Origin of the sequence: Micromonospora sp. NBS 11-29, assembly GCF_002140155.1 — a bacterium.
GTDB lineage: Bacteria > Actinomycetota > Actinomycetes > Mycobacteriales > Micromonosporaceae > Micromonospora.
Genome location: NZ_NAPR01000007.1, coordinates 154,719 through 173,715 on the forward strand (window position 1 = coordinate 154,719; position 18,997 = coordinate 173,715).

Genomic DNA, 18,997 nt, shown 5'->3' on the forward strand with positions numbered 1-18,997 from the left:
GGTCCCGGGCGTAGCCGAGCAGGCTCACCACGACCAGGCCGCCGACCAGCGCGAGCAGGCCCTTCCTGCCCAGCGTGGCGGTCACCAGCGCGAGCAGGACCGCGCCGGCGACGACCAGCGCGAGCCGGGACGCCGACCGGTCGGGCCGCCTCCCGGTCGGGACGACGCGGCTCACCGCGCCGGGGTCCGCGCCGCCGGGCCGGACGCGGCGGGCCGGCACGTCGGTCGGCGGCGCGGTCAGCAGGTCGTGCAGCAGCGGCCAGCCCAACCAGGCCACGAGGCCCAGCAGGCAGACGGCGACGAACGCGTACAGGCCCTTCGGCCCGGCCGCCGCGCCGAGCACCGCCAGCCCGACGCAGGCGGCCAGGAGCACGCCCACGCCGGCGGGGCGGGGGGCCGGCAACCGGTCACCGAGGGGCCGGGCCCGGCCCAGCGCGTCCACCAGGACGGGTGCCAGATCACGACGCAGGACGAAGACGGTGGCCCCGAGCACGAGCAGGCCCGCCAGCGCGTACAGCGCCGTGGAACCCAGGGGGGCCAGCACGATCGCGCCCAGGCTCGCGGCCAGCACGGTCGCGGGCGCGGCAACCGGTGGGGGCGCGTTCACCCGGCCACCCCCGGCGCTCCGGGCGTCGTCTCCGCGACGGTCACCACCGGCCGTGGTCGCCGCCGCGGCGCCGTCCGGTATCCCTGCTCGGTGTGGAACAGCAGGACCTTCCAGTACATCCACTCGGCCAGCGCGTGGCGGCGGCGCAGCCCGGACAGCGACCGCTGCAACGGCGGCACGGTGACCCGGTTGAACAGCGTGTTGCGCACGGTCATCCGCACCCGCCCGCGCAGCGACGCCCGGGGCGAGCACACGCCGTACCGCTCCAGCAGGTCCGGCTCCGGCACGAGGACCTCCAGGTCGCGCAGCCCGCGCCCGATGCTGGCCTGGAGGCGGCACGCGCTGTCCAGGTCGTGCGGGTGGTAGTGCTCGCCCCAGGCGGCCGGTTCGTAGACCACCGCGTATCCGGCGCGCGTCCAGCGGTAGCCGAGTTCGACGTCCTCGTGGCCGATGTTGGCCCAGTCCTCGTGGAAGACCAGGTTGCGGTCGAGCATGNCCCGGCCCGGTCGGCGATCTCGTGGTAGGCGAACGGCCGGTACCAGTCGGTGAACGGCCGGCGCGGCATCCTCGGGGACTGCTCGACGTGACCCAGCACGGCCACCGGTCGGTCGTGGCGCAGGTGCGCCCGGACGTGCTGCCGGACGAAGTCGGGCCGCACCCACACGTCGTCGTTCATCCACACGACCAGGTCGCCGGTCGCCTGCCGCAGGGCCAGGTTCCGTTTCACCGCCGGCAGCCGCTCGTCGGTGGCGACCAGCCGCACCGGGAACGGGGCGTCCGCGCCGATCCGGCGGACCATCTCCGGGGTGCCGTCGTCGGAGTTGTCCGCGACCAGCACCTCGATGCGGTGCGCCGGGTAGTCCTGGGCCAGGAAGTGCCGCAGCGTGGTCTCGACCACGTCGCAGCGGTTGTACGTGGGCAGGATCAGCGACACGCTCACCGTGTCGTCCCGGGCCGCGCTCACGCGAACACCGTCCGGAAGCCGTGGTGGGCCCGTACGCCCAGCAGTGCCAGCACGTACGCGACCAGGGCGGTCGCGAGCAGCAGCGGCCAGGGCGCGGCCAGCAGGCCGTGATGGTCCGCCCAGGCCAGCGCGCCGGTGACCGCGACCGAGGCCGCCCCGGCGGCGGCGACCCGGGTCAGCCGGCCCGCATCCAGACGGACGTCGCTGTGCCGGCGTACCGCGACCGTCGAGGCGGCCACCACGAAGGCGGCCGTGCCCACCGCGGCCGCGCCGGCGCCGGCCAGCCCGAACCGGCCGACCAACGCCACGCACAGCACCACCGTGACCAGCACGGCCGCCAGGTTGTACCGCAGGGTCACCCGCTGGTGCCCGCTCACCAGCAACACCATGGCCTGCCAGACCGCGACGACGCTGAGCACCATGGCGACCGACAGCAGCAGCAGCGCCGGAGCCGCCCCGGTGTACCGGTCGCCGTAGACGACCCGGATCAGCGGCTGCGCGACGAACGGCAGCGCCACCGGCACGACCAGCGTGACGATCACCAGGATCTCCGCGCCCCGGCGGTACAGCTCCCGGAACCGGACGTGGTCCGCGCGCCCGTAGGCCCGCGACAGCAGCGGGAAGGCCACGTTGATGAAGAGCGCCGTGGTGAGGAACCAGTACTCGACCGGCTGCGCCACCGAGCCGTACAGGCCCACCTCCCGTGACGGCCGCAGCGCGGCCAGGCTGAGCCCGTCGAGCTTGCGGTACAGCACGCTCAGCACCAGCGCGGGCGCGACCGGCAACGACTCCCGCACCAGCATCCGTACGTGCCGGCCGGTGAACACCGGCCGGGTGCCGAACCGGCGCCGGATGAGCGCGTACGCGACCAGCGCGCCGAGCACCGAGCCCACCGCCGGTGGCACGAACAGCCAGGCCAGACCCGCGTGCGCGGAGATCAGGAGCAGGATCGCCGCGGTCTCCAGCGCCTCGGCGCCGGTGCGCAGGAACGCCTCCACCTGCGGCAGCAGCCGCACCTGGAAGCACACCGCCACGGCGGCGAACACCGCCTCCGACAGCAGCAGCGTCGAGGCGACGCCGGCCGCCACCAGCACCCGGGTCGGCTGACCCAGGAGCAGCAGCACCACCTGGATGAGGGCGATCCCGGCCAGCGCGAGCGCCGTCCGCAGCCCGATGATGGTGCCGACCAGCTCGCCCTCGTGGGTGCCGGAGCCGGCGATCTCCCGTACCGCGATCTTGGGGAGTCCGAAGTCCGAGACCAGGCTGACCATGCCGGTGACAGTCAGCACGAGCACGTAGCTGCCGTACGCGCTCGGCGCGAGGTAGCGCACGATCGCCAGCGTGGAGACCACGTTCAACGCCAGGTGCACCACCCGTGCGGCGAGCTGCCCGGCCGTGCCCGCCACCACCCTGCGCACCGACGAGGAGTCGGTGCGGTGGCCGGCCGCCGTGGTGGTCATCCGGCACCTCCCGCGTCGACGTGCCGGCCGGCTCGCTCGTCGGCGCCGCCGGCCTGGGCCGGTGCCGGCTCGCGGACCCGGGACGGGCCCGGGATGTCGGGCAGGGTGTCGTCGACGCGTTCGTCCGGCGTCTCCTCCCACGGCACCCAGCGGGTCTCCTCGTCGGCCGGCGGCGGCTCGTCGGGCTCGCCCGCCGGCTCCCGGCGCGCCGCCGACCAGGTCAGGCCCGCCCCGGCCAGCCCGCCCAGCAGCAACCCGAGCGCCAGGTACAGGTACCGCTTGGGCGCCACCGGATAACTGGGCACACCGGCCGTGTCGAGGCGGGTGAGTTCGGACGCGTCGGTGGCGAGCTGGGTACGGGCCTGCTGCACCTGGCCGGTGAGCTGCGCCTGCTGTTCCCGGGCCAGGTCGAGGTCCTTGAGCAGCCCGGCCAGCTCCGACTGGTCGGCGTTGAGGGTGGTCGGTGACGTGTCCCGGATCTGCTGATTGAGCCGGCTCACCCGGGCCCGCAGTCCCGCGATCCGCGAGACGAGGGTGTTGCGCTGGGACTGCAACGCGCTGAAGACCGGGTTGCCCTCGGTGGTCTGCACGGTCGTGTCCGACCGGCCGGTGCTGATCCGCTGCTTGCTGGTGGCGTCGGCGTCGGTGGCCCCCAGCACCGCGTCGATCGACGCGAGCTGGGCCCGGCTGTCGGCCAGTTCGGCCTCCGCGCCGCGCAGGTCGCCGCGCAGCGAGCTGTACGCCTGGATGTCGAGCACCTGCTGCTCGTCGGCGGCCGAGATGCCCCGCGAGTCCTCGAACCGCTCGACCGCGGCGCTCCGGCTCCGGACGTCCGCCCCCGCCGCCTCCACCTGCTTCTCCAGCGCCGACACGTACGCCGCCGCGGCGGCCTCGGCGTGCTGCCCGCTCATCCGGACCAGGTGGTCGGCGAGCGCGTCGGTGACGTCCCGGGCCTGCTCGCCGGTCTCGCCCGAGCCGGACAGCTCCAGGATGAACGCGCCGGGCCGGCCGGCCGCGTCACCGGAGGTCATGCCGAGCTGCGCGGCCGACACCCCCTCCTGGACCCGCTGGATCGCCCGCTCCCGGCGGGGCACCTTCGCGCAGTACCCGTGGGTGACGAACGCCCGCCCGCACCGGTACGTCCACGCCACCACGGACTTCAGCGCGTGCACCGGCCCGTGCCCGGTGTCGGGCCGGTCGAGGTGCAGTTCGTCGACGACCGCGATCGCGGCGCTGCGGCTGGTCGCCATGCCCGCGTACGTCTCGGTGAGCGTCTTGGAGTCGATCAGGCTCCGCTGGACCGCAGTGTCCTGCCCGGACGCGCTGAGGAAACGGACGTCGGCACCGTGGATCAGCAGCCGGGTCGTCGAGGCGTACGTCGGCGGGAAGAGGAACGACCCGGCGAACGCCAGAGCGGCGGTGAGCAGGGCGAACGCCGGGATTCGCCAGTACGGCCGGGCGGCGCGCAACATGGTCACGGTCGGGTTCCCTCCAGGCCGGGCGGGCCCGTTCGGTCATCGGACGGTCGTCGGTGCGCGGTCGCCCACGCGAGCAGCACCGCCGCGCGGGCGGCGAGCAGCGCGGCGGCCAGCCACCGGGACGGCTGCCACGGTCGCGGCGCGTGGTGCTTGGCCCAGTAGCGGTACGCGCCGCGGTGGAACGAGCTGATCGTGGCGCGACTCCAGCCGGAGTTCCGCGAACCACCCTCGTGGTGGGTGACGGTCACGGCGGGCAGGCACCACACCGCGTGTCCCGCGTCCCGGATCCGGCGGCACCAGTCGGCGTCCTCCCAGAACAGGAAGAAGCCCTCGTCGAACGCGCCGACCCGCTCGATCACGGCGCGGGGCACCAGCATCGCCGCGCCGGACACCCAGTCGACCTCGAAGGGCTCCGGCCCGGTGTGCGCCCGGCCGCTGAGGAACCGCGTCGACCAGGGGTTCGTGGGCCAGAGCCGGGTCAGCGGCGACCGCCGACCGAACAGCGCCGCCGCCGGGGTCGGGAACGCGCGCGCGGTGAGCTGGTCACGTCCGTCGGCGTACCGCAGCCGGGGGGCGACGACCCCGGCGTCGGGGTGGGCGTCGGCGAACCGCACCAGCTCGGGGAGCACCGCCGGCGCGACCAGCGTGTCCGGGTTGAGGACGAAGACGTACCGGCCCCGGCCGGCGGCGATGCCCCGGTTGACCGCCCGGGCGAACCCGGCGTTGCGTCCCATCCGGACGGTCGTCACCCCCAGGTCGTGAGTGGCGGCGAGGTCGGCGGTGCCGTCGTCGGAGTCGTTGTCCACGACGGTGATCGAGCGGACCGTGGCCCCGCCGTCGCGCAGGCTGTCCAGGCACGCGCCGATGTGGTGGCGGCTGCGGTACGTGCAGATGACCACGTCGACGTCCAGCTCCGACGTCCGCTGCCGGAGCGCGTGTCCGGCCGGCTCGCCCATCAGAACGCTCCCCGGCCGGTCAGCACGATGATGACCGTCCGCCAGAGGATGCGCAGGTCGAGCAGGAGCGTCTGCTGGGCCACGTAGCGGCTGTCGATGGTCAGCCGCTCCCGGACCGTCAGCAGGCTGCGCCCGGCGACCTGGGCCAGCCCGGTGAGGCCCGCCTTGGTGAACAGGCAGGTCAGCTCCTCCGGCCGGTACATCGGGATCAGCTCCGGCAGGTCCGGCCGGGGACCCACGAGACTCAGGTCGCCGGTGAGCACGTTGAACAGGTTGGGCAGTTCGTCGAGCGTGGTGCGGCGCAGCCAGCGCCCGACCCGGGTGTTGCGAGGGTCGTCGGCCAGTTTGTAGAAGGTGTGGTCGCCGATGCCGTCGGCGCTGTCGTACCGGTAGAGCTCCGGGAATCGGTCTGGGGCGTCGGCGTACATGGTGCGGAACTTGTAGAACGTGAACGTCGTGCCGCCCCGGGTGACCCGGGTCTGCCGGAAGATCGCCGGGCCCGGCGAGTCGAGCCGGATCAGCGCCCCGATCACCAGCATGACCGGGGCGGCGAGGACGAGCAGCACCACGGCGCCGACCAGATCCAGGGCCCGCTTGGCGAACGCGTACCCCCGTCCCCGGTTGGGCAGGTACAGCACGGTCGCCTCGGTGAGCCGGCGGTCGATGAAGTCGGCCAGCGACTGTCGTGCCGGGTCCCACCCCGGCCGGTCCCGGCGGGCGTCGGCCTCGGTGCCGCCGCCGACGCGCACCGCGCCGTCGGCGCTCGACGGCCACGCCCGGCCGGCGGCCGGCGGGAGTTGGGTGAGCTGTGCGATCCGGCCGAATCCCATCGACCGGGGCGAGAGCGCCAACTCGCGGAGCGAGCCGGCGGAACCCGCGACGGCAGCCGGGCCGGACACGGCCCCGTGGAATCCCTTGACCCAGCCGGGTGCGGTCCGGTCGAACGTGTCCCACGCGTGCGAGCCCGTCATCTTCCACCTTCACTTTCCAACATCTGCCAGAAAGCAGCCGAAGCGCGCAGTGATGAAATGGTGAGAACGGCGGAAACGTCGTTGCCGTCGTTTCGCCTGCTCATGCCGGGACTGCGGGCGTCCGGCCCGCTCACCATATCGCCGGTGGGGCCCTTAGGCGAGTGTCGGAATCGTGGTGACGGAACTGTGACATTCCCGCATCGGAAAACGTGAGAGAAAGACGCGGGGAATCAATTTCGCGAAGGCTCGAAAACCATTTATGTGAATCCTGCTCCGTGACGTGGGGGGCCGGTGTCAGGGCAGCGGGACGACGTACGAGTCCACCCGGGCGATCAGCCCGCCCCGGAACGAGAACAGGTCGTTGAAGGCGAAGCGGAACGGGCCGTGCTCGACGCTCACCCCACGTCCCTCGCCGGTCACGACGACGACCGGGCCGTCCTCGTGGACCCGCTGGACGTCGAGCTCCGGGTGGCCGGTGAACGCCGGATTCTCGATCTCGCCGTCGAACTCCGCCCGACCCCGGGTGGTCCGGTGGCCGTGGATGACCCACTCGACGTCGTCGGTGAGGGTGGCGAGGATGCGCGGGTGGTCGCCGGTGCGGAACCCGGCGAAGTATTCGGCGATCAGGTCACGCTGGGTCGTGCGCGGCACGGCTGTTCCCTTCGGTGGCTGGCTGACACTGCCGCAGGTGGGCGGCGAGGGCGTCGAGGATCGAGGCGAGCCCGTCGGCGGCCCGGCGGGTGCGGAGCTCCGGTGGGAGCCGGCGCTGGTGGACGGTGAGCAGGGTGCCGCCGTCGTCGGCGGGCCGGAGGGTGACGGTCGTGCGTAGGCCGGTGACCGGCTCGTCGAACACGAGTTCGCGGGACGGGGCGATGGTCACGTAGACGAATCGCAGCCGTCGGGTCGCCCCGCCCGGTGCGCGGGTGTCGAGCGCGAACTCGCCGCCGACCCGCAGGTCGACGGTCACGGATCCGGGCGGCACGTCGGCGTGCGCGCCGCCCCAGAACGCCGCGACGCCCGCGGGGGTGGTGAAGGCGGACCACACCCGGTCGGGCCCCGCGGGCAGGCGACGCCGGGCGATCAACTCGTCGCCGTGCAGCTCGGCGTCGGTGCTCATCGATCCGCCCGCGGGTCGGCGAGGTGCTGTTCGAGCGCGTCGAGCCGACCGTTCCACACCCGTCGCTGGTCGTCGATCCAGGTGCCGAGCAGCGCGAGCTGCTCGACCCGCAGCCGGCAGGGCCGCCGGGTGCCCTCGCGTCGCTGCTCGACCAGACCGCAGCGGCGCAGCACACCGACGTGGTGGGAGATCGCCTGGGGTGTCAGGTCGAACGGCTCGGCCAACTCGCCCACCGTGGCGTCGCCGCGGGCGAGGCGGGCCACCAGGGCACGGCGGACCGGGTCGCCGAGGGCGGCGAAGGTGAGGTCGAGGTCTTCGGACATGCCCTCACCCTAATGCAAACCTACGTTTGCGCAAACGTTGGTTTTCCCTATCGGTGGCGACCTCCGAGCGCCCGGCGCAGGAGCAGGTACGCGGCGCCGCCGGCCAGCACCCAGGGGGCGGCGACGAGAACCGGGTCGATCAGGTGGTGCACCCGGTCGACCCGGTTGCCCCGCAGGCGGGAGGAGAGCCCGTGACGGGTCAGCTCGCTCCGTACGCCCGTCTCGGTCAACGGGTTGTCGGGGCGGCGGGTGACGAACGACCCGAGCGTGCTCTCCACCGCGTCGACCCGGTCGGCGGCGAGCAGGAGCAGCCAGTGCGCGGCCCGCCCCTCGCTGAACCGCCGGTAGGAGTAGCGGCGGATCACGCCGGAGAGCCCCTTCGGCGGGCACGAGGTGCCGAAGACCGGGGTGAGGAACCTGTGCTCGATCGACCGCTCCCGCGGCCACTTCTCCGGCTGCCGCTCCGGGAACTCCCAGTGCGCGCCGCTGAGATTCGGGTCGAACTGCTCCTTCGGCACGGAGGGCCGGTCCGCGGGGTCGAGGTCGGCTCCCCAGCCCGGGATGCGCGCCCGCAGCTCGTCGCTGGACTCGGCGAGTTTCGGCTTGTCCGGTGTGTAGGGCATGGTCGGACTCCCGGTCTTCTCAGGCGGCGTTGGGGACGATCAGCGGCTTGATGCAGCCGTCGAGCTTGGCGGAGAAGATGTGGTACGCCTCGGCGACGTGTTCCAGCGGGATCCGGTGGGTCACGATGTCGCTGGGCTTCAGGTAGCCGTTGCGGATGTGCTCGAACAGGCGCGGCCACTGCCGCTTCACCGGGCACTGGTTCATCCGCAGCGTGAGGCCCTTGTTCATGGCGTCGCCGAACTTGACCGCGCTGAACATCGGCCCGTACGCGCCCATCACCGAGATCGTGCCGCCCTTGCGCACCGAGTCGATCGCCCAGTTCAGCGCCACCGGGGAGCCGCCCTGCAACTTCAGCTTCGCCGCGGTGACGTGCTGGAGGAGGTTGCCGTCCGCCTCCGCCCCGACCGCGTCGATGGCCACGTCCGCGCCCAGGTGGTCGGTGATCTTCTTCAGGTGCACGACGATGTCGTCGTACTCGGCGAAGTTGTAGGTCTCGGCGTGCGCGAACGACGCGGCCTTGGCCAACCGGTAGTCGAGGTGGTCGATGACGATGACCCGGCCGGCACCCATCAGCCAGGCCGACTTGGCGGCGAAGAGCCCCACCGGCCCGGCCCCGAAGACCACGACCACGTCACCCTCGGCGATGTCGCCGAGCTGCGCGCCGAAGTAGCCGGTGGCGAGCGCGTCGGTGAGCAGGACCGCGTCGTCCTCGTCCATCCACTCGGGAATCGGGCTCGGGCCGACGTCGGCGAACGGCACCCGGACGTACTCGGCCTGCCCGCCGTCGTATCCGCCGCAGGTGTGCGAGTAGCCGTAGATGCCGCCGACCGCGGTGGCGTTGGGGTTGACGTTGTGGCAGTTGCTGTAGAGACCCCGGGCGCAGAAGAAGCACGTCCCGCAGTACACGTTGAACGGGACCATCACCCGGTCGCCCGGCTTGACGTTGCGCACCGAGGGCCCCACCTCGTCGACCACGCCGACGAACTCGTGCCCGAACGTCATCCCGACCCGGGTGTCGGGCATCATCCCGTGATAGAGGTGCAGGTCGGAGCCGCACACCGCGGCCCGGGTCACCCGGACGATCGCGTCGTTCGGGTGCTCGACGACCGGCCGGTCCTTCTCCTGCACCCGCACCCGGTACGGCCCGCGGTACACCATTGCTCGCACTCGACGCCTCCCGGACGAATCGTCCCGGGTCGTCCCGGGGCAACCGGAGGGCTACCCGCGTCGTACGGGGGCAAACGCCGTGCCCGGCAGGAGACCCGCCGTGCGCACCAGCTCCGTGAGGCTCACGGCCCGATGAGTTTGGCATGCTGCGTCAGTCTGTCCGTCGACATCACCCTGACCTGAAGGAGCACCGCGATGGCGAAGGTCATCTCCACGCTGTTCATCTCGGCCGACGGCATCGCCGAGATCGACCCCGACTGGCACTTCCCCTACTTCGACGACAACATGGGCCGCGCCGTCACCGAGGACTACGAGGCCGCCGACGTGCTGCTCATCGCCCGCCCCACCTACGACAGCTTCGCCGGCGCGTGGCCCGACCGGGAGGCCGGCGGCGGGGAGGACGCGCCGTTCGCCAAGCAGCTCGGCGACATGCGCAAGGTCGTCGTCTCCCGGCAGCCGCTGGAGTTCACCTGGCGCAACTCGGAGCTGGTCCAGGGCGACCTCGTCGACGCGGTCGCCGCGCTCAAGGCCGACCCCGGCGTCAAGGGCGTCCTCATCCCTGGGTCGATCTCGGTGGTGCAGCAGTTGCTCGCCGCCGGGCTGATCGACGAGCTGCGGCTGCTCGTGCACCCGGTGGCGGCGCGCAAGGGCCGCAAGCTGTTCGACGAGGGCGACGCCCCCTACCACCTGCGGGTGACCGCGACGGAGGCGTACCCGACCGGGGTGATCCGGGTGATCTACGCGCCGGCCGCCGCGCCGGGTCAGGCCGGCTACGACGACGTGAAGGAGAACGTGCCGGCGGGGAGCTGATGATCACGGGCAGCGGCGGGCCGGCATGTCGTGACAGGATCTCCGCCGTGCGTCGTGGTCCGTTGCTCCTGTGTGGTGCGGCGGTGTGCGTCGTGCTGCACGCCGTCGGTGTGTTGGTGGCCCAGCCGGTGTGGCGTGGCGCCGAGGTGCTGAGCCTCGCGTTGCTCCTCGCGTACGCGGTGCTCGGTGGGCTGCCGGCGCCGCGCTGGTCGGTGCCGGCGGCGCTGGCGGTGCTGCTGGCCGACGCGGTACGCACCATGCCGGCGGCGCCGGGCTCCGGAGACTTCGGCTGGACGGTGTATAGCCCGATCGATCGCATCGACGTCTCGGCCGGTTTCGACACGGGGCTCACCGCCTGCGGGGCGACGCTGGTCGCGCTCGCGGTGCTGCTGGTCGCCGGGCGAGGTCGCGTCGCGCGTCGACCGGTGGTGGCCGCCGCGCTGGCGGCGCTGCCGGTGCTCGGTTACGCGATCGTCCGGGTCGTCGACCTCCGACGCGACCTGCTCGCCGAGGCCCGGACGCGTCCGGACGGCCCGGACACGGCCGACGCGGTGAGCGCGGTGGTCCTCGCGGTGCTGCCGGCGCTCGCCCTCGCGCTGACCGCGCTGGCGCTCGCCGCCCTGCTGGCCGGCCGGGGCCGGCGGCTCGCCGCCGCCGGTGCCGCGCTGCTGTCGCTGGTCGCGTTGCCGCTGATCGACATCAGCATCGGCGCGGTGGCGCTGCCCGTCTCAGCGTTCGTCGAGCCCGGGGTGCTCTACGCCATCACGCCCACGGCGGTCCTGCTCCAGCCCGTTCCGGCGCTCACCGTGGTGGTCGAGCTGACCGCGTACCTGCTGCTCGTCGTGGGCCTGACCGGGGCGGAGCGCAGCGAACCGGCGTCGCCCGCCTGACGCTCAGTCGAGCAGGGCGAGCAGCGCGTGCAGCGCCGGGTTGGTGCTGTCGGCCGGCCAGGCCAGTCCCACGTCCACCGTGGGCGTCGGCGCGGCGAAGCGGCGCAGCCGTACCCCGCGCAGTCGCAACGCCCGGGCCCGCCCGGCCGGCACGGCCGCGACCACGTCGCCCTGCGCCACCGCGCGCAGCAACTGCTCGTCGTCCGGCTCCTGCCGGACCAGCCGGAACCCGCCGCGCGGCCACACCTGGGCGATGGTCCGGTCGAACATGCCCGGTCCGTTCTCCCTCGGCCACATCACCGCCGGTAGGTCGACCACCTCGGCCCGGCTGATCCGGCGGCGGCCGGCGGCGAGCGGGTGGCCCGCCGGCAGCGCCAGCAGCAGCTCCTCGGTGTCCACCGTGCGGCAGACCAGCGCCGGCTCGTCCACCGGCGGGCGGACGAACGCCGCGTCGAGGCGGCCGGCGAGCAGGCCGGCCACGTTCGGCGCGGTCCAGGCCGTCTCCGAGACGACCTGGATGTCCGGGTGGGCGGCGCGGAACCGGGCCACCAGCGCGTCCACCCGGCCACCGCGCGCCGACCGGGTGTACGCCAGCCGCAGCCGGCCACCCCGGCCGCGCACCAGGTCGAGGATGCGGGCGGTGGCGGCGTCCACGTCGGCGAGCAGCCGCCCGGCCTCGTCGGCGACCCGCGCGCCGACCTCGGTCAGCGTGCAGCCCCGGCTGGTGCGGTGCACCAGCGGCACGCCGAGCTGGCGTTCCAGCGCCCGGATCTGCTGGCTCAGCGCGGGTTGGGCGATGCGCAGCCGGGCCGCCGCGCGGGTGAAGTGCAGCTCCTCGGCGAGCACCACGAACGAGCGCAGCCGGCGCAGGTCCGACCACGCGCCCGGGTTCTCCGCCATGTCCGCATCATAAGCGCCGCTTATCGCCGGCTCGGCGATCCGTCTTGGACGACGGCCGGACCGAACGGTCACCATGCGTGAACAACGACGGTACGGGCGACGGGAGCGGGCGATGACGACAGCGGACGTGGTGGTGGTCGGCGGCGGGGTGATCGGGCTGACGGCGGCGATCACCCTCCAACGGCGGGGCGCGCGGGTCACCGTGCTCACCGCCGACGACCCGGCGGACATCGTGTCCACGGTGGCCGCCGCGGTGTGGTACCCGAGCCATACCGACGAGGATCCCCGGGTGCTGCGCTGGGCCCGGGACACCCACACCGAACTGCGCCGCCAGGCCGCCGACGGGGTGCCCGGGGTGGTCGACCGGCCGACCCGGATGTGGTTGCGCCGCCCGTACACCGGGCCGCCGTGGTGGGCGGACGCCTGCGGCGACCTGGTGGCCGAGCCGGCGACGCCGCCGTACACGACGCTGCTGCGGTTCACCGCGCCGACCGTGGAGATGACCCGCTACCTGACCTGGCTGCACCGGCGGGTGGAGGCCGGTGGCGGCCGGGTCGTCCGGCGCACGCTGGGCAAGCTCGCCGAGGCGTACGAGATCGCGCCGACCGTGGTCAACGCCACCGGCCTGGCCGCCGGACGCCTCGCCGCCGATCCGGCCGTCCACCCCGCGCGGGGGCACATCGTGCTGGTGGCGAACCCCGGCCTGACCGTCTCGGTGCGCGACGAGGACGACCCGGCCGGCGTCACGTACGTGCATCCGCGGCAGCATGACGTGGTGCTCGGCGGCACCTACGAGCCGGGTGTGGCGCACACCTGGCCCGACCCGGAGTCGGCGGCGGCCATCCGGCGTCGGTGCGTCGCCCTGGTGCCGCAGTTGGCCGACGCGCCGGTGCTGGGGGAGCGGATCGGGTTGCGGCCGGCCCGGCACGGCGGACCCCGGGTCGAGCGGGACCCCGGTGGTGGGCGGCTGGTGCACGCGTACGGGCACGGCGGGGCGGGGGTGACGCTCTCCTGGGGTTGCGCCGCCGAGGTCGCCGACCTGGCCCTGGCCGGCTAGGTCCTCGGCGGCGGCCGCCTCGTTCGGCGCTCATCGGCCGTCCAGGCGAGAAACCGGGCGAACAGCTCCGCCGGGCTCGGACCCGGGTTCGGGTTGAGCGTCAACAGATCCGCCGTGGCGTCGAACAGGCAACCGGCCATGTAGATCGAGAGGGCCACGCGTTCGCGCCGGTACTCCGTCAGCAGGAGAAGCCGGGCCGGCTGGCATGGCCATGGCGCGGCACAGCCAGAGCGGACGACTCGGGATGTGCGGTCTGACCGCTCGGCGTTGGCGGTTCGGCAAGGGCGGTCCGTTCGGCGTCGGCATACCCCTTACGATGACTGAGGCGTTGGCCCGGGTCAAGGAGCCGGGTCATCTGTCTAGCGTCCGAAACATGGAGCTGGTGGGCGCAGCCGAGATCCGCGTGATGCTTGGTGGCATCAGCAAGCAACGGGTCTACGTCATCACCAGCCATCGGAACTTNAGGAGTGGATCAGAGAGCACCGGCCCGAGCTGGCATCCGACTGACGTTTCTGTCGCCTGGCGACCGAGCGGCACGGTCAGGCTCCGGTGCGGCGGCTTGCCGCAGCCTGATCGACACCGGCTCGGTGAGGTGGCGGTGTCGGGCCGACTGGGATGACGCCACTTCGCCGAACCGGTGTGGATCATCGGCAAGGCCGTGGGAGTGAGCGGGTCAGCTCAGCTCCTCGGCCAGGGCGACGATGATGCCGCTCGGCCCGCGTAGGTAGCAGAGCAGGAAGCTGTCCTCGAAGCGCGTCACCTCGCCGACGAGTTCGGCGCCGTGCGGGCGGAGACGGGCGAGCGTGTCCTCGATGTCGTCGACGGCGAACATGACGCGGTGCAGGCCCAGCGTGTTGGCCGGGGCGACCTTCGGCTCGGGGGTGACCGCCGCCGGGGAGTGGTAGGTCACCAGTTCGAGCCGACCGGGCGCGTCCGGGATCCGCATCATGGCGATCTCGCTCCGCATGTCGTCGAGCCCGACGACCTTTCCCGCCCAGCTTCCCTCGATCGGGGTCCGGCCCTCCAGCTCCATGCCGAGCGCGGTGAAGAAGGCCACGGCGGCGTCGAGGTCGTCGACGACGATGCCGACGTTGTCCATGCGCTGAATCGTCATGCCCCCGACGGTAGAGCGGAGGACCGACAGTCGGCGTTGTGCCGCGCGACCAGGCCCGGCAGTTCGTCCAGCGAGTCGATGCGGAACAGGCACCGCCGCGCCACGGCCGGCAGGTCGAGGATGTGCCCCCACGGGCCGCGTCGGATCAGGCACGCCGCCATGCCGGCCGCCATGGCCGGGCGTGCGTCGTTGTCGGGCCGGTCGCCCACGTAGAGGATCGAGGACGGGTCGCCGCCGCCCGCGCGGACGACCCGCTCGAAGAACGCCGGCGCCGGCTTCGCCACGCCCCACCCGTGCGACGTGCCGATCACGTCGACCGGCAGGTCGAGGGCGCGAAGGCTCGCCTCGGCGTGCGCGGGTTGATTGCCGGCCAGGCCCACGCGCAGGCCCTGCTCCCGGAGAGCGGCGAGGCATGGCCGCGCGTCCGGGTAGAGATCCTCCTCGCCGAACGACTCCGGCCGCCCGGCCGCCGCCCGGAGCGCCAGCTCCGCCGCGAGGTCGAAGTCGGGCCGGAAGGTCCGGAACGCCTCCTGCCAGTCCTGCCCCCGGGCGATCACCGCGCCGAAGACCGACGAGAACGTGTGCCGGGGCACGCCGAGCCAGTCCGCCCAGTCCGCGAACTCGCGCGACTCGTCGAGGACCGTCCCACCGACGTCGAAGAAGACCGCGCGGATCACGCGACGTCCCGACGCTTCAGTTTGGCCCGTCGGCCGTCCGGGTGGTGCCAGACGATCCCCTCGTACGCGGGGTGCGCCAGCAGCCACTCGCGCAGGCCGTCCGCGTCGCGGGGCGCGTCCAGCGGTTCGGCGTCGGCGTGCGCGACGAGCGTGTGTCCGCGTACCCCCTCGGGGTTGCCGCACCGGGCCCACCATGTGCCGTCGGTGTCGCGCAGCAGGCAGGTGCCGTCGTACTTGCGGGTGGCGACGCCCTCGCCGTCGAGCACCCACCGGCACTCGGGGTCGACCTCGGGCAGGACGCGCCGGCGGTCCTCCGGATCGCGCCGGAACAACGTGGGGATCTTACGCATGTCGACATGGTCGCACCGGGCACGGCGACGACGCGACGCATCAGCGCCCGGTCGAGATCGTGGACAGGTGGTGCAGGACCCCGCCGGTCCAGGGCGGGAAGCCTGCCGCCAGGACGGAGGCGACGTCGGCTCCGGCCGGGTCCACGACGAGACCGGCGTCGAGGGCACGACGGGCGGCGGCGGTCATCGCGGCCGGATCGGGGCCGGCGTCCCGCAGCGCCTGGACGAACGACGTGGTGCCGTCGTTCGTCACGACCGGGATGCCGCCGCGGGCGCGGACCTCGGCGACCGCCCGCACGGGAGCGTCGCTGGCGATCTCGACCACCGGGGCGTCCGGGGCGAAGAACACCGCGGCGAGCGGATGGGCGACGAGCTGCGGGAACTCGTGGCGGGCCGGGGCCGCCGCGACGGGGTACGCCGTGGGCGTCGCGGTCCCCGCGACGGTGCGCATCGCGAAGAACAGGTGACTCAGCGCGGGGAACTCGGGGGCGCCGAGCAGCGTACGGAAGGCCGCCGTCTCGATCTCGAACGCCTCGTCCGCGGGCGCGCCCGCGCTGCGGACCGCCACGTCCAGGACCGTCGCCAGCGCGCGGACCGGGCTGCCCGCCGACCGCAAGCGCACCTCCTCGGCGAGGCCGGACGGTTCCGCCGTGCCGCCCGGGATCCGGTAGCCGGGACGCTCCCACCGTTGGGTGAACGCCCCCGGCGGTCGCGCCAGCACCCAGGCGCGGGCGGCGGCCACCACGTCGTCGGCCAACTCGTCCACCAGGCCGGCCGCCAGCGCCGAGCGGGGGTGGAAGACGGTGCCGGGGCCGACGATGTCGAGCACGGTCGCGGCGATGCCGGCCATCCGGGTCACGCGGACCGTGCCGCCGCCGGCGGGCAGGATGCCCATGCCGGTCTCGGCGAGCGCCCAGACCACGTTCGGGTCGTCCGGCCCGACGCGGTGGTGGCAGGCGAGCGCCAGCTCGAAGCCCCCGCCGAGCGCCGAGCCGTTCAGTGCCGCGGCGACCGGGCGGCCCAGTGTCTCCAACCGCCGGGCCTGGTCACGCAGCGGCACGAGCAGGTCGTACGTGGCAGCCGCCTCCTGCGGGGTGATCTCGCCCGGCTCGAACTCGGGGCCGGCGACGAACGAGCGCTTGGCCGACGTGAGCACGACGCCACGGAGCCGGTCCAGGTGCGCGGCGAGGTCGTCGAGGCAGGCTTCGAGCCCTTCGTGGTGCCGCCGGTTGATCATGTTGGCGGTGCGACCGGGGTCGTCCAGGATCACCGTCACCACGCCCTCGGCGTCCCATTCCCACCGGACTGCGCCTTCCCGGCGGACCGCGCCGGACCGTTGGATGTTCGTCATACCGTCAGCCTATGCGATGGTATGACGAACATCCAACGGTAGGGTGGGGGCATGGCGAGCGATGAGGGCGTGCCGTCGGGCGTCGACCTGGTCGACGTGCTCCGGGCGGTCGCCGACCCCATCCGGCTGCGCATCGTGCAGACGCTCGCGGACGGCCGCCCGCACGGGAAGTGCGGCGCCCACTGGGACTTCGGCGTGCACAAGTCGACCATGACCCACCACTTCCGCATCCTGCGCGAAGCGGGCATGACGCGGACCATCGTGACCGGCCGGACGCACAGCATCCAGCTCTGCCGCGACGAGTTGGACGCCCGCTTTCCCGGCCTGATCGAAGCCCTCACGGTGGATTGCCGGGCCAGGTCAGTGGGCACCACAGGCTGATGGACCCCAAGGTGATGGTGTTCGCCCCGGCACCGCTGTTGACCGTGACCATCGAGCAGCAGGCCGGCGCGACCGAGCTGCACCTGCACCCCGGCGGGCAGGGGGTGTGGCAGACCCGCATGATCGCCGGGCTCGGCGTGCCCGTCACCCTGTGCGTGGCCCTCGGCGGCGAGGTCGGTGACGCGGTCCGCAAGCTGCTCACGGACGAGGACGTCGAGGTACGGGTGGTGCGGAGGCAGTCGGGCACCGGCTGGTACGTGCACGACCGGCGCGACGGCGAACGCGATGAGATCGCCGAGCACCCGGGCGTGCCGATGGTGCGCCACGACATCGACGAGCTGTACACGGTGACGCTGACCGAGGGGCTGCGCGCCCCGGTCAGCGTGCTCAGCGGCCCGGCCGACCCGGAGGTGGTGGACCCCGACATCTACCGGCGGCTCGCCGCCGACCTGAGCGCCAACGGCGGGACGGTGGTGGCGGACCTGTCCGGCCCGTACCTGGAGGCGGTGCTCGACGGCGGGGTGGCGGTGCTCAAGGTCAGCCACGAGGAACTGCTCGACGACGGGCTGGCCAAGGACGACAGCGTCGAGGCGCTGCGTGACGCCGGGCGTCGCTGCCAGGAGCGGGGCGCGAAGACGGTGCTGATCAGCCGTGCCGGGGAGCCGGCGTTGGCGCTGCTCGACGACGGCGAGGCGCTGCTGGTGCACGCGCCGCCGCTGGAGCTGGCCGACCACCGGGGCGCCGGTGACTCGATGACCGCCGGGGTGGCCGCCGTGCTGGCCCGGGGCGGGGACATGCGGGAGGCGCTGCACGTCGGCGCCGCCGCCGGGGCGCTCAACGTGACCCGGCATGGGCTGGGCACCGGCCGGGCCGAGGCGGTCCGCGAACTCGCCGGCCGGGTGCGGCTCACCTCGCTGGAAGGCGACGACGGTGACCGGTGACCGGCCGGCCCGGATGCTGGTCACCAACGACGACGGCGTCCACGCGCCCGGCATCCGCGCGCTGGCCCGGGCCGCGTACGAGCGCGGTTTCGACGTGGTGGTGGCCGCGCCGCAGGCCGAGGCGAGCGGCATGAGCGCGGCGCTGTCCGCGGTGACCGACGACGGCCGGCTGGTGTTCGCCGAGACGGAGCTGGACGGGCTGCCCGAGGTGCCGGCGTACGGGGTCGCCGCGTCCCCGGCGTACATCGCGGTGCTGGCCGGGCTCGGCGTGTTCGGGCCGCCGCCGGACGTGCTGCTGTCCGGGATCAACCGGGGCGCGAACGCGGGCCACGCGATCCTGCACTCCGGCACCGTCGGCGCGGCGCTGACCGCCGGCAACGGCGGCATCCGGGCGCTGGCCGTCTCGCTGGACGTGCTCACCCCGGCGGCGGCGAGCGCGGGCAGCGGCGGCGCGGCCATCGCCGTGCTGGACACGGTGGACGACGAGTCGCGGCACTGGGCCACCGCGGCCGAGCTGGCCGGGGGCCTGCTGCCCTGGCTGCTCGACGCGGCGCCCGGCACGGTGCTCAACCTCAACGTGCCCGACCTGCCGCCGGACGAGGTGGCCGGGCTACGGCAGGCGACGCTGGCCCCGTTCGGCCAGGTGCAGGTGTCCGTCGCCGAGCGCGGCGAGGGCTTCGTGCGTACGGCGGTGGAGGAGAACGCGGTCCGCGCCGTGCCGGGCACCGACCTGGCGTGGCTGGCCGACGGCTACGCGGCGGTGACCGCCGTGCGGGCGCTGGGTCACCTGCCCGGGGTGGATCTGCCGGTCGACGCGTGACGAGCCCCGCCACCGTCGACCGGTGGCGGGGCGGGCGGG

At 73.7% G+C, this 18,997-nt stretch carries 21 protein-coding genes and 1 pseudogene; 6 read left to right on the top strand and 16 right to left on the bottom strand.

All coding sequences use genetic code 11. From position 1 onward, the window contains the following. Positions 1 to 603: 603 nt before the first annotated feature. The 11 genes and pseudogenes from B1205_RS31230 to B1205_RS11040 all read right to left on the bottom strand — a co-directional run bounded on the left by B1205_RS31230 (position 604) and on the right by B1205_RS11040 (position 9,658). Positions 604 to 1,101, bottom strand: a complete 498-nt coding sequence (locus B1205_RS31230) for a glycosyltransferase family 2 protein (RefSeq protein WP_254909851.1) — start codon at positions 1,099 to 1,101, stop codon at positions 604 to 606. Positions 1,102 to 1,124: 23 nt separating this feature from the next. After that, positions 1,125 to 1,571, bottom strand: a pseudogene (locus B1205_RS32885) (glycosyltransferase family A protein); the annotation flags it as partial. Continuing rightward, positions 1,568 to 3,031 (bottom strand): flippase, encoded by a 1,464-nt coding sequence (locus tag B1205_RS11000; RefSeq protein WP_089155522.1) that lies wholly within the window; start codon positions 3,029 to 3,031, stop codon positions 1,568 to 1,570. The pseudogene B1205_RS32885 and the gene B1205_RS11000, both read right to left, overlap by 4 nt. After that, the gene (locus B1205_RS11005) at positions 3,028 to 4,503 is read right to left on the bottom strand and encodes a GNVR domain-containing protein (protein WP_089155523.1); all 1,476 of its coding nucleotides are present in this window, start codon (positions 4,501 to 4,503) and stop codon (positions 3,028 to 3,030) included. The genes B1205_RS11000 and B1205_RS11005 overlap by 4 nt, the downstream gene beginning before the upstream one ends. A gap of 2 nt (positions 4,504 to 4,505) precedes the next feature. Continuing rightward, a complete protein-coding gene (locus tag B1205_RS11010; protein WP_089155524.1) occupies positions 4,506 to 5,465 on the bottom strand; it encodes a glycosyltransferase family 2 protein in 960 nt (319 codons plus the stop codon). After that, positions 5,465 to 6,436 (bottom strand): sugar transferase, encoded by a 972-nt coding sequence (locus B1205_RS11015; protein WP_217809776.1) that lies wholly within the window; start codon positions 6,434 to 6,436, stop codon positions 5,465 to 5,467. The genes B1205_RS11010 and B1205_RS11015 overlap by 1 nt, the downstream gene beginning before the upstream one ends. Positions 6,437 to 6,730: 294 nt before the next feature. After that, positions 6,731 to 7,087: a nuclear transport factor 2 family protein gene (locus B1205_RS11020; RefSeq protein WP_089155525.1), complete on the bottom strand. Its 357-nt coding sequence runs from the start codon at positions 7,085 to 7,087 to the stop codon at positions 6,731 to 6,733. After that, entirely contained in the window at positions 7,065 to 7,553 is a 489-nt protein-coding gene (locus B1205_RS11025; RefSeq protein WP_089155526.1) for an SRPBCC family protein, read from the bottom strand. Before B1205_RS11025 ends, B1205_RS11020 begins: the two co-directional genes overlap by 23 nt. Then, on the bottom strand, positions 7,550 to 7,876 hold the full coding sequence (locus tag B1205_RS11030) for an ArsR/SmtB family transcription factor (protein WP_089155527.1): 327 nt from the start codon (positions 7,874 to 7,876) through the stop codon (positions 7,550 to 7,552). Before B1205_RS11030 ends, B1205_RS11025 begins: the two co-directional genes overlap by 4 nt. 47 nt (positions 7,877 to 7,923) lie before the next feature. Continuing rightward, on the bottom strand, positions 7,924 to 8,499 hold the full coding sequence (locus B1205_RS11035; protein ID WP_089155528.1) for a hypothetical protein: 576 nt from the start codon (positions 8,497 to 8,499) through the stop codon (positions 7,924 to 7,926). Between the two features lie 19 nt (positions 8,500 to 8,518). Continuing rightward, positions 8,519 to 9,658, bottom strand: a complete 1,140-nt coding sequence (locus tag B1205_RS11040; RefSeq protein ID WP_254909894.1) for a zinc-dependent alcohol dehydrogenase — start codon at positions 9,656 to 9,658, stop codon at positions 8,519 to 8,521. Positions 9,659 to 9,862: 204 nt separating this feature from the next. Here B1205_RS11040 and B1205_RS11045 point away from each other — a divergent pair, with 204 nt between their 5' ends. Next, positions 9,863 to 10,477, top strand: coding sequence for a dihydrofolate reductase family protein (locus B1205_RS11045; RefSeq protein WP_089155530.1), 615 nt, complete (start codon positions 9,863 to 9,865; stop codon positions 10,475 to 10,477). 83 nt (positions 10,478 to 10,560) lie between these two features. After that, positions 10,561 to 11,367 (top strand): hypothetical protein, encoded by an 807-nt coding sequence (locus tag B1205_RS11050; protein ID WP_254909903.1) that lies wholly within the window; start codon positions 10,561 to 10,563, stop codon positions 11,365 to 11,367. A gap of 3 nt (positions 11,368 to 11,370) precedes the next feature. On the opposite strand, the gene B1205_RS11055 is transcribed toward B1205_RS11050, so the two are convergent. After that, positions 11,371 to 12,267 (bottom strand): LysR family transcriptional regulator, encoded by an 897-nt coding sequence (locus B1205_RS11055; RefSeq protein ID WP_254909852.1) that lies wholly within the window; start codon positions 12,265 to 12,267, stop codon positions 11,371 to 11,373. A gap of 112 nt (positions 12,268 to 12,379) precedes the next feature. On the opposite strand from B1205_RS11055, the gene B1205_RS11060 reads away from it, so the two are divergent. Then, on the top strand, positions 12,380 to 13,324 hold the full coding sequence (locus B1205_RS11060; RefSeq protein ID WP_089155531.1) for an FAD-dependent oxidoreductase: 945 nt from the start codon (positions 12,380 to 12,382) through the stop codon (positions 13,322 to 13,324). A gap of 673 nt (positions 13,325 to 13,997) precedes the next feature. Here B1205_RS11060 and B1205_RS11075 read toward each other — a convergent pair. The 4 genes from B1205_RS11075 to B1205_RS11090 are packed head-to-tail and all read right to left on the bottom strand — an operon-like array spanning position 13,998 to position 16,816. Continuing rightward, the gene (locus B1205_RS11075) at positions 13,998 to 14,438 is read right to left on the bottom strand and encodes a VOC family protein (RefSeq protein WP_089155533.1); all 441 of its coding nucleotides are present in this window, start codon (positions 14,436 to 14,438) and stop codon (positions 13,998 to 14,000) included. Then, a complete protein-coding gene (locus tag B1205_RS11080) occupies positions 14,435 to 15,115 on the bottom strand; it encodes an HAD family hydrolase (protein ID WP_089155534.1) in 681 nt (226 codons plus the stop codon). The genes B1205_RS11075 and B1205_RS11080 overlap by 4 nt, the downstream gene beginning before the upstream one ends. Then, positions 15,112 to 15,465 carry a hypothetical protein gene (locus tag B1205_RS11085; protein WP_089155535.1) on the bottom strand — a complete coding sequence of 118 codons (354 nt, stop codon included), beginning with the start codon at positions 15,463 to 15,465 and terminating at the stop codon, positions 15,112 to 15,114. Before B1205_RS11085 ends, B1205_RS11080 begins: the two co-directional genes overlap by 4 nt. Positions 15,466 to 15,505: 40 nt before the next feature. Then, the gene (locus tag B1205_RS11090) at positions 15,506 to 16,816 is read right to left on the bottom strand and encodes an enoyl-CoA hydratase/isomerase family protein (RefSeq protein WP_089155536.1); all 1,311 of its coding nucleotides are present in this window, start codon (positions 16,814 to 16,816) and stop codon (positions 15,506 to 15,508) included. A 51-nt stretch (positions 16,817 to 16,867) separates the two neighbouring features. Here B1205_RS11090 and B1205_RS11095 point away from each other — a divergent pair, with 51 nt between their 5' ends. From B1205_RS11095 to surE, 3 genes are read left to right on the top strand one after another with little or no spacing between them, the layout of a single operon-like run. Continuing rightward, positions 16,868 to 17,197, top strand: coding sequence for an ArsR/SmtB family transcription factor (locus tag B1205_RS11095; protein ID WP_089155537.1), 330 nt, complete (start codon positions 16,868 to 16,870; stop codon positions 17,195 to 17,197). Further along, complete coding sequence (locus tag B1205_RS11100) at positions 17,197 to 18,138, top strand: 1-phosphofructokinase family hexose kinase (protein WP_254909853.1); 942 nt, start codon at positions 17,197 to 17,199, stop codon at positions 18,136 to 18,138. Before B1205_RS11095 ends, B1205_RS11100 begins: the two co-directional genes overlap by 1 nt. Next, the gene (surE, locus tag B1205_RS11105; protein ID WP_089155538.1) at positions 18,128 to 18,958 is read left to right on the top strand and encodes a 5'/3'-nucleotidase SurE; all 831 of its coding nucleotides are present in this window, start codon (positions 18,128 to 18,130) and stop codon (positions 18,956 to 18,958) included. Before B1205_RS11100 ends, surE begins: the two co-directional genes overlap by 11 nt. The last annotated feature ends 39 nt before the right edge of the window (positions 18,959 to 18,997 follow it).

Coding starts and splice junctions, on each gene's coding strand:
- B1205_RS11060 (WP_089155531.1), top strand. CDS start 12,380: ATGACGACAGCGGACGTGGTGGTGGTCGGCGGCGGGGTGATCGGGCTG.
- B1205_RS11045 (WP_089155530.1), top strand. CDS start 9,863: ATGGCGAAGGTCATCTCCACGCTGTTCATCTCGGCCGACGGCATCGCC.
- B1205_RS11100 (WP_254909853.1), top strand. CDS start 17,197: ATGGACCCCAAGGTGATGGTGTTCGCCCCGGCACCGCTGTTGACCGTG.
- B1205_RS11090 (WP_089155536.1), bottom strand. CDS start 16,816: ATGACGAACATCCAACGGTCCGGCGCGGTCCGCCGGGAAGGCGCAGTC.
- B1205_RS11040 (WP_254909894.1), bottom strand. CDS start 9,658: ATGGTGTACCGCGGGCCGTACCGGGTGCGGGTGCAGGAGAAGGACCGG.
- B1205_RS11030 (WP_089155527.1), bottom strand. CDS start 7,876: ATGTCCGAAGACCTCGACCTCACCTTCGCCGCCCTCGGCGACCCGGTC.
- B1205_RS11010 (WP_089155524.1), bottom strand. CDS start 5,465: ATGGGCGAGCCGGCCGGACACGCGCTCCGGCAGCGGACGTCGGAGCTG.
- B1205_RS11015 (WP_217809776.1), bottom strand. CDS start 6,436: ATGACGGGCTCGCACGCGTGGGACACGTTCGACCGGACCGCACCCGGC.
- B1205_RS11025 (WP_089155526.1), bottom strand. CDS start 7,553: ATGAGCACCGACGCCGAGCTGCACGGCGACGAGTTGATCGCCCGGCGT.
- B1205_RS31230 (WP_254909851.1), bottom strand. CDS start 1,101: ATGCTCGACCGCAACCTGGTCTTCCACGAGGACTGGGCCAACATCGGC.
- B1205_RS11075 (WP_089155533.1), bottom strand. CDS start 14,438: ATGACGATTCAGCGCATGGACAACGTCGGCATCGTCGTCGACGACCTC.
- B1205_RS11035 (WP_089155528.1), bottom strand. CDS start 8,499: ATGCCCTACACACCGGACAAGCCGAAACTCGCCGAGTCCAGCGACGAG.
- B1205_RS11000 (WP_089155522.1), bottom strand. CDS start 3,031: ATGACCACCACGGCGGCCGGCCACCGCACCGACTCCTCGTCGGTGCGC.
- B1205_RS11095 (WP_089155537.1), top strand. CDS start 16,868: ATGGCGAGCGATGAGGGCGTGCCGTCGGGCGTCGACCTGGTCGACGTG.
- B1205_RS11055 (WP_254909852.1), bottom strand. CDS start 12,267: ATGGCGGAGAACCCGGGCGCGTGGTCGGACCTGCGCCGGCTGCGCTCG.
- B1205_RS11085 (WP_089155535.1), bottom strand. CDS start 15,465: ATGCGTAAGATCCCCACGTTGTTCCGGCGCGATCCGGAGGACCGCCGG.
- B1205_RS11005 (WP_089155523.1), bottom strand. CDS start 4,503: ATGTTGCGCGCCGCCCGGCCGTACTGGCGAATCCCGGCGTTCGCCCTG.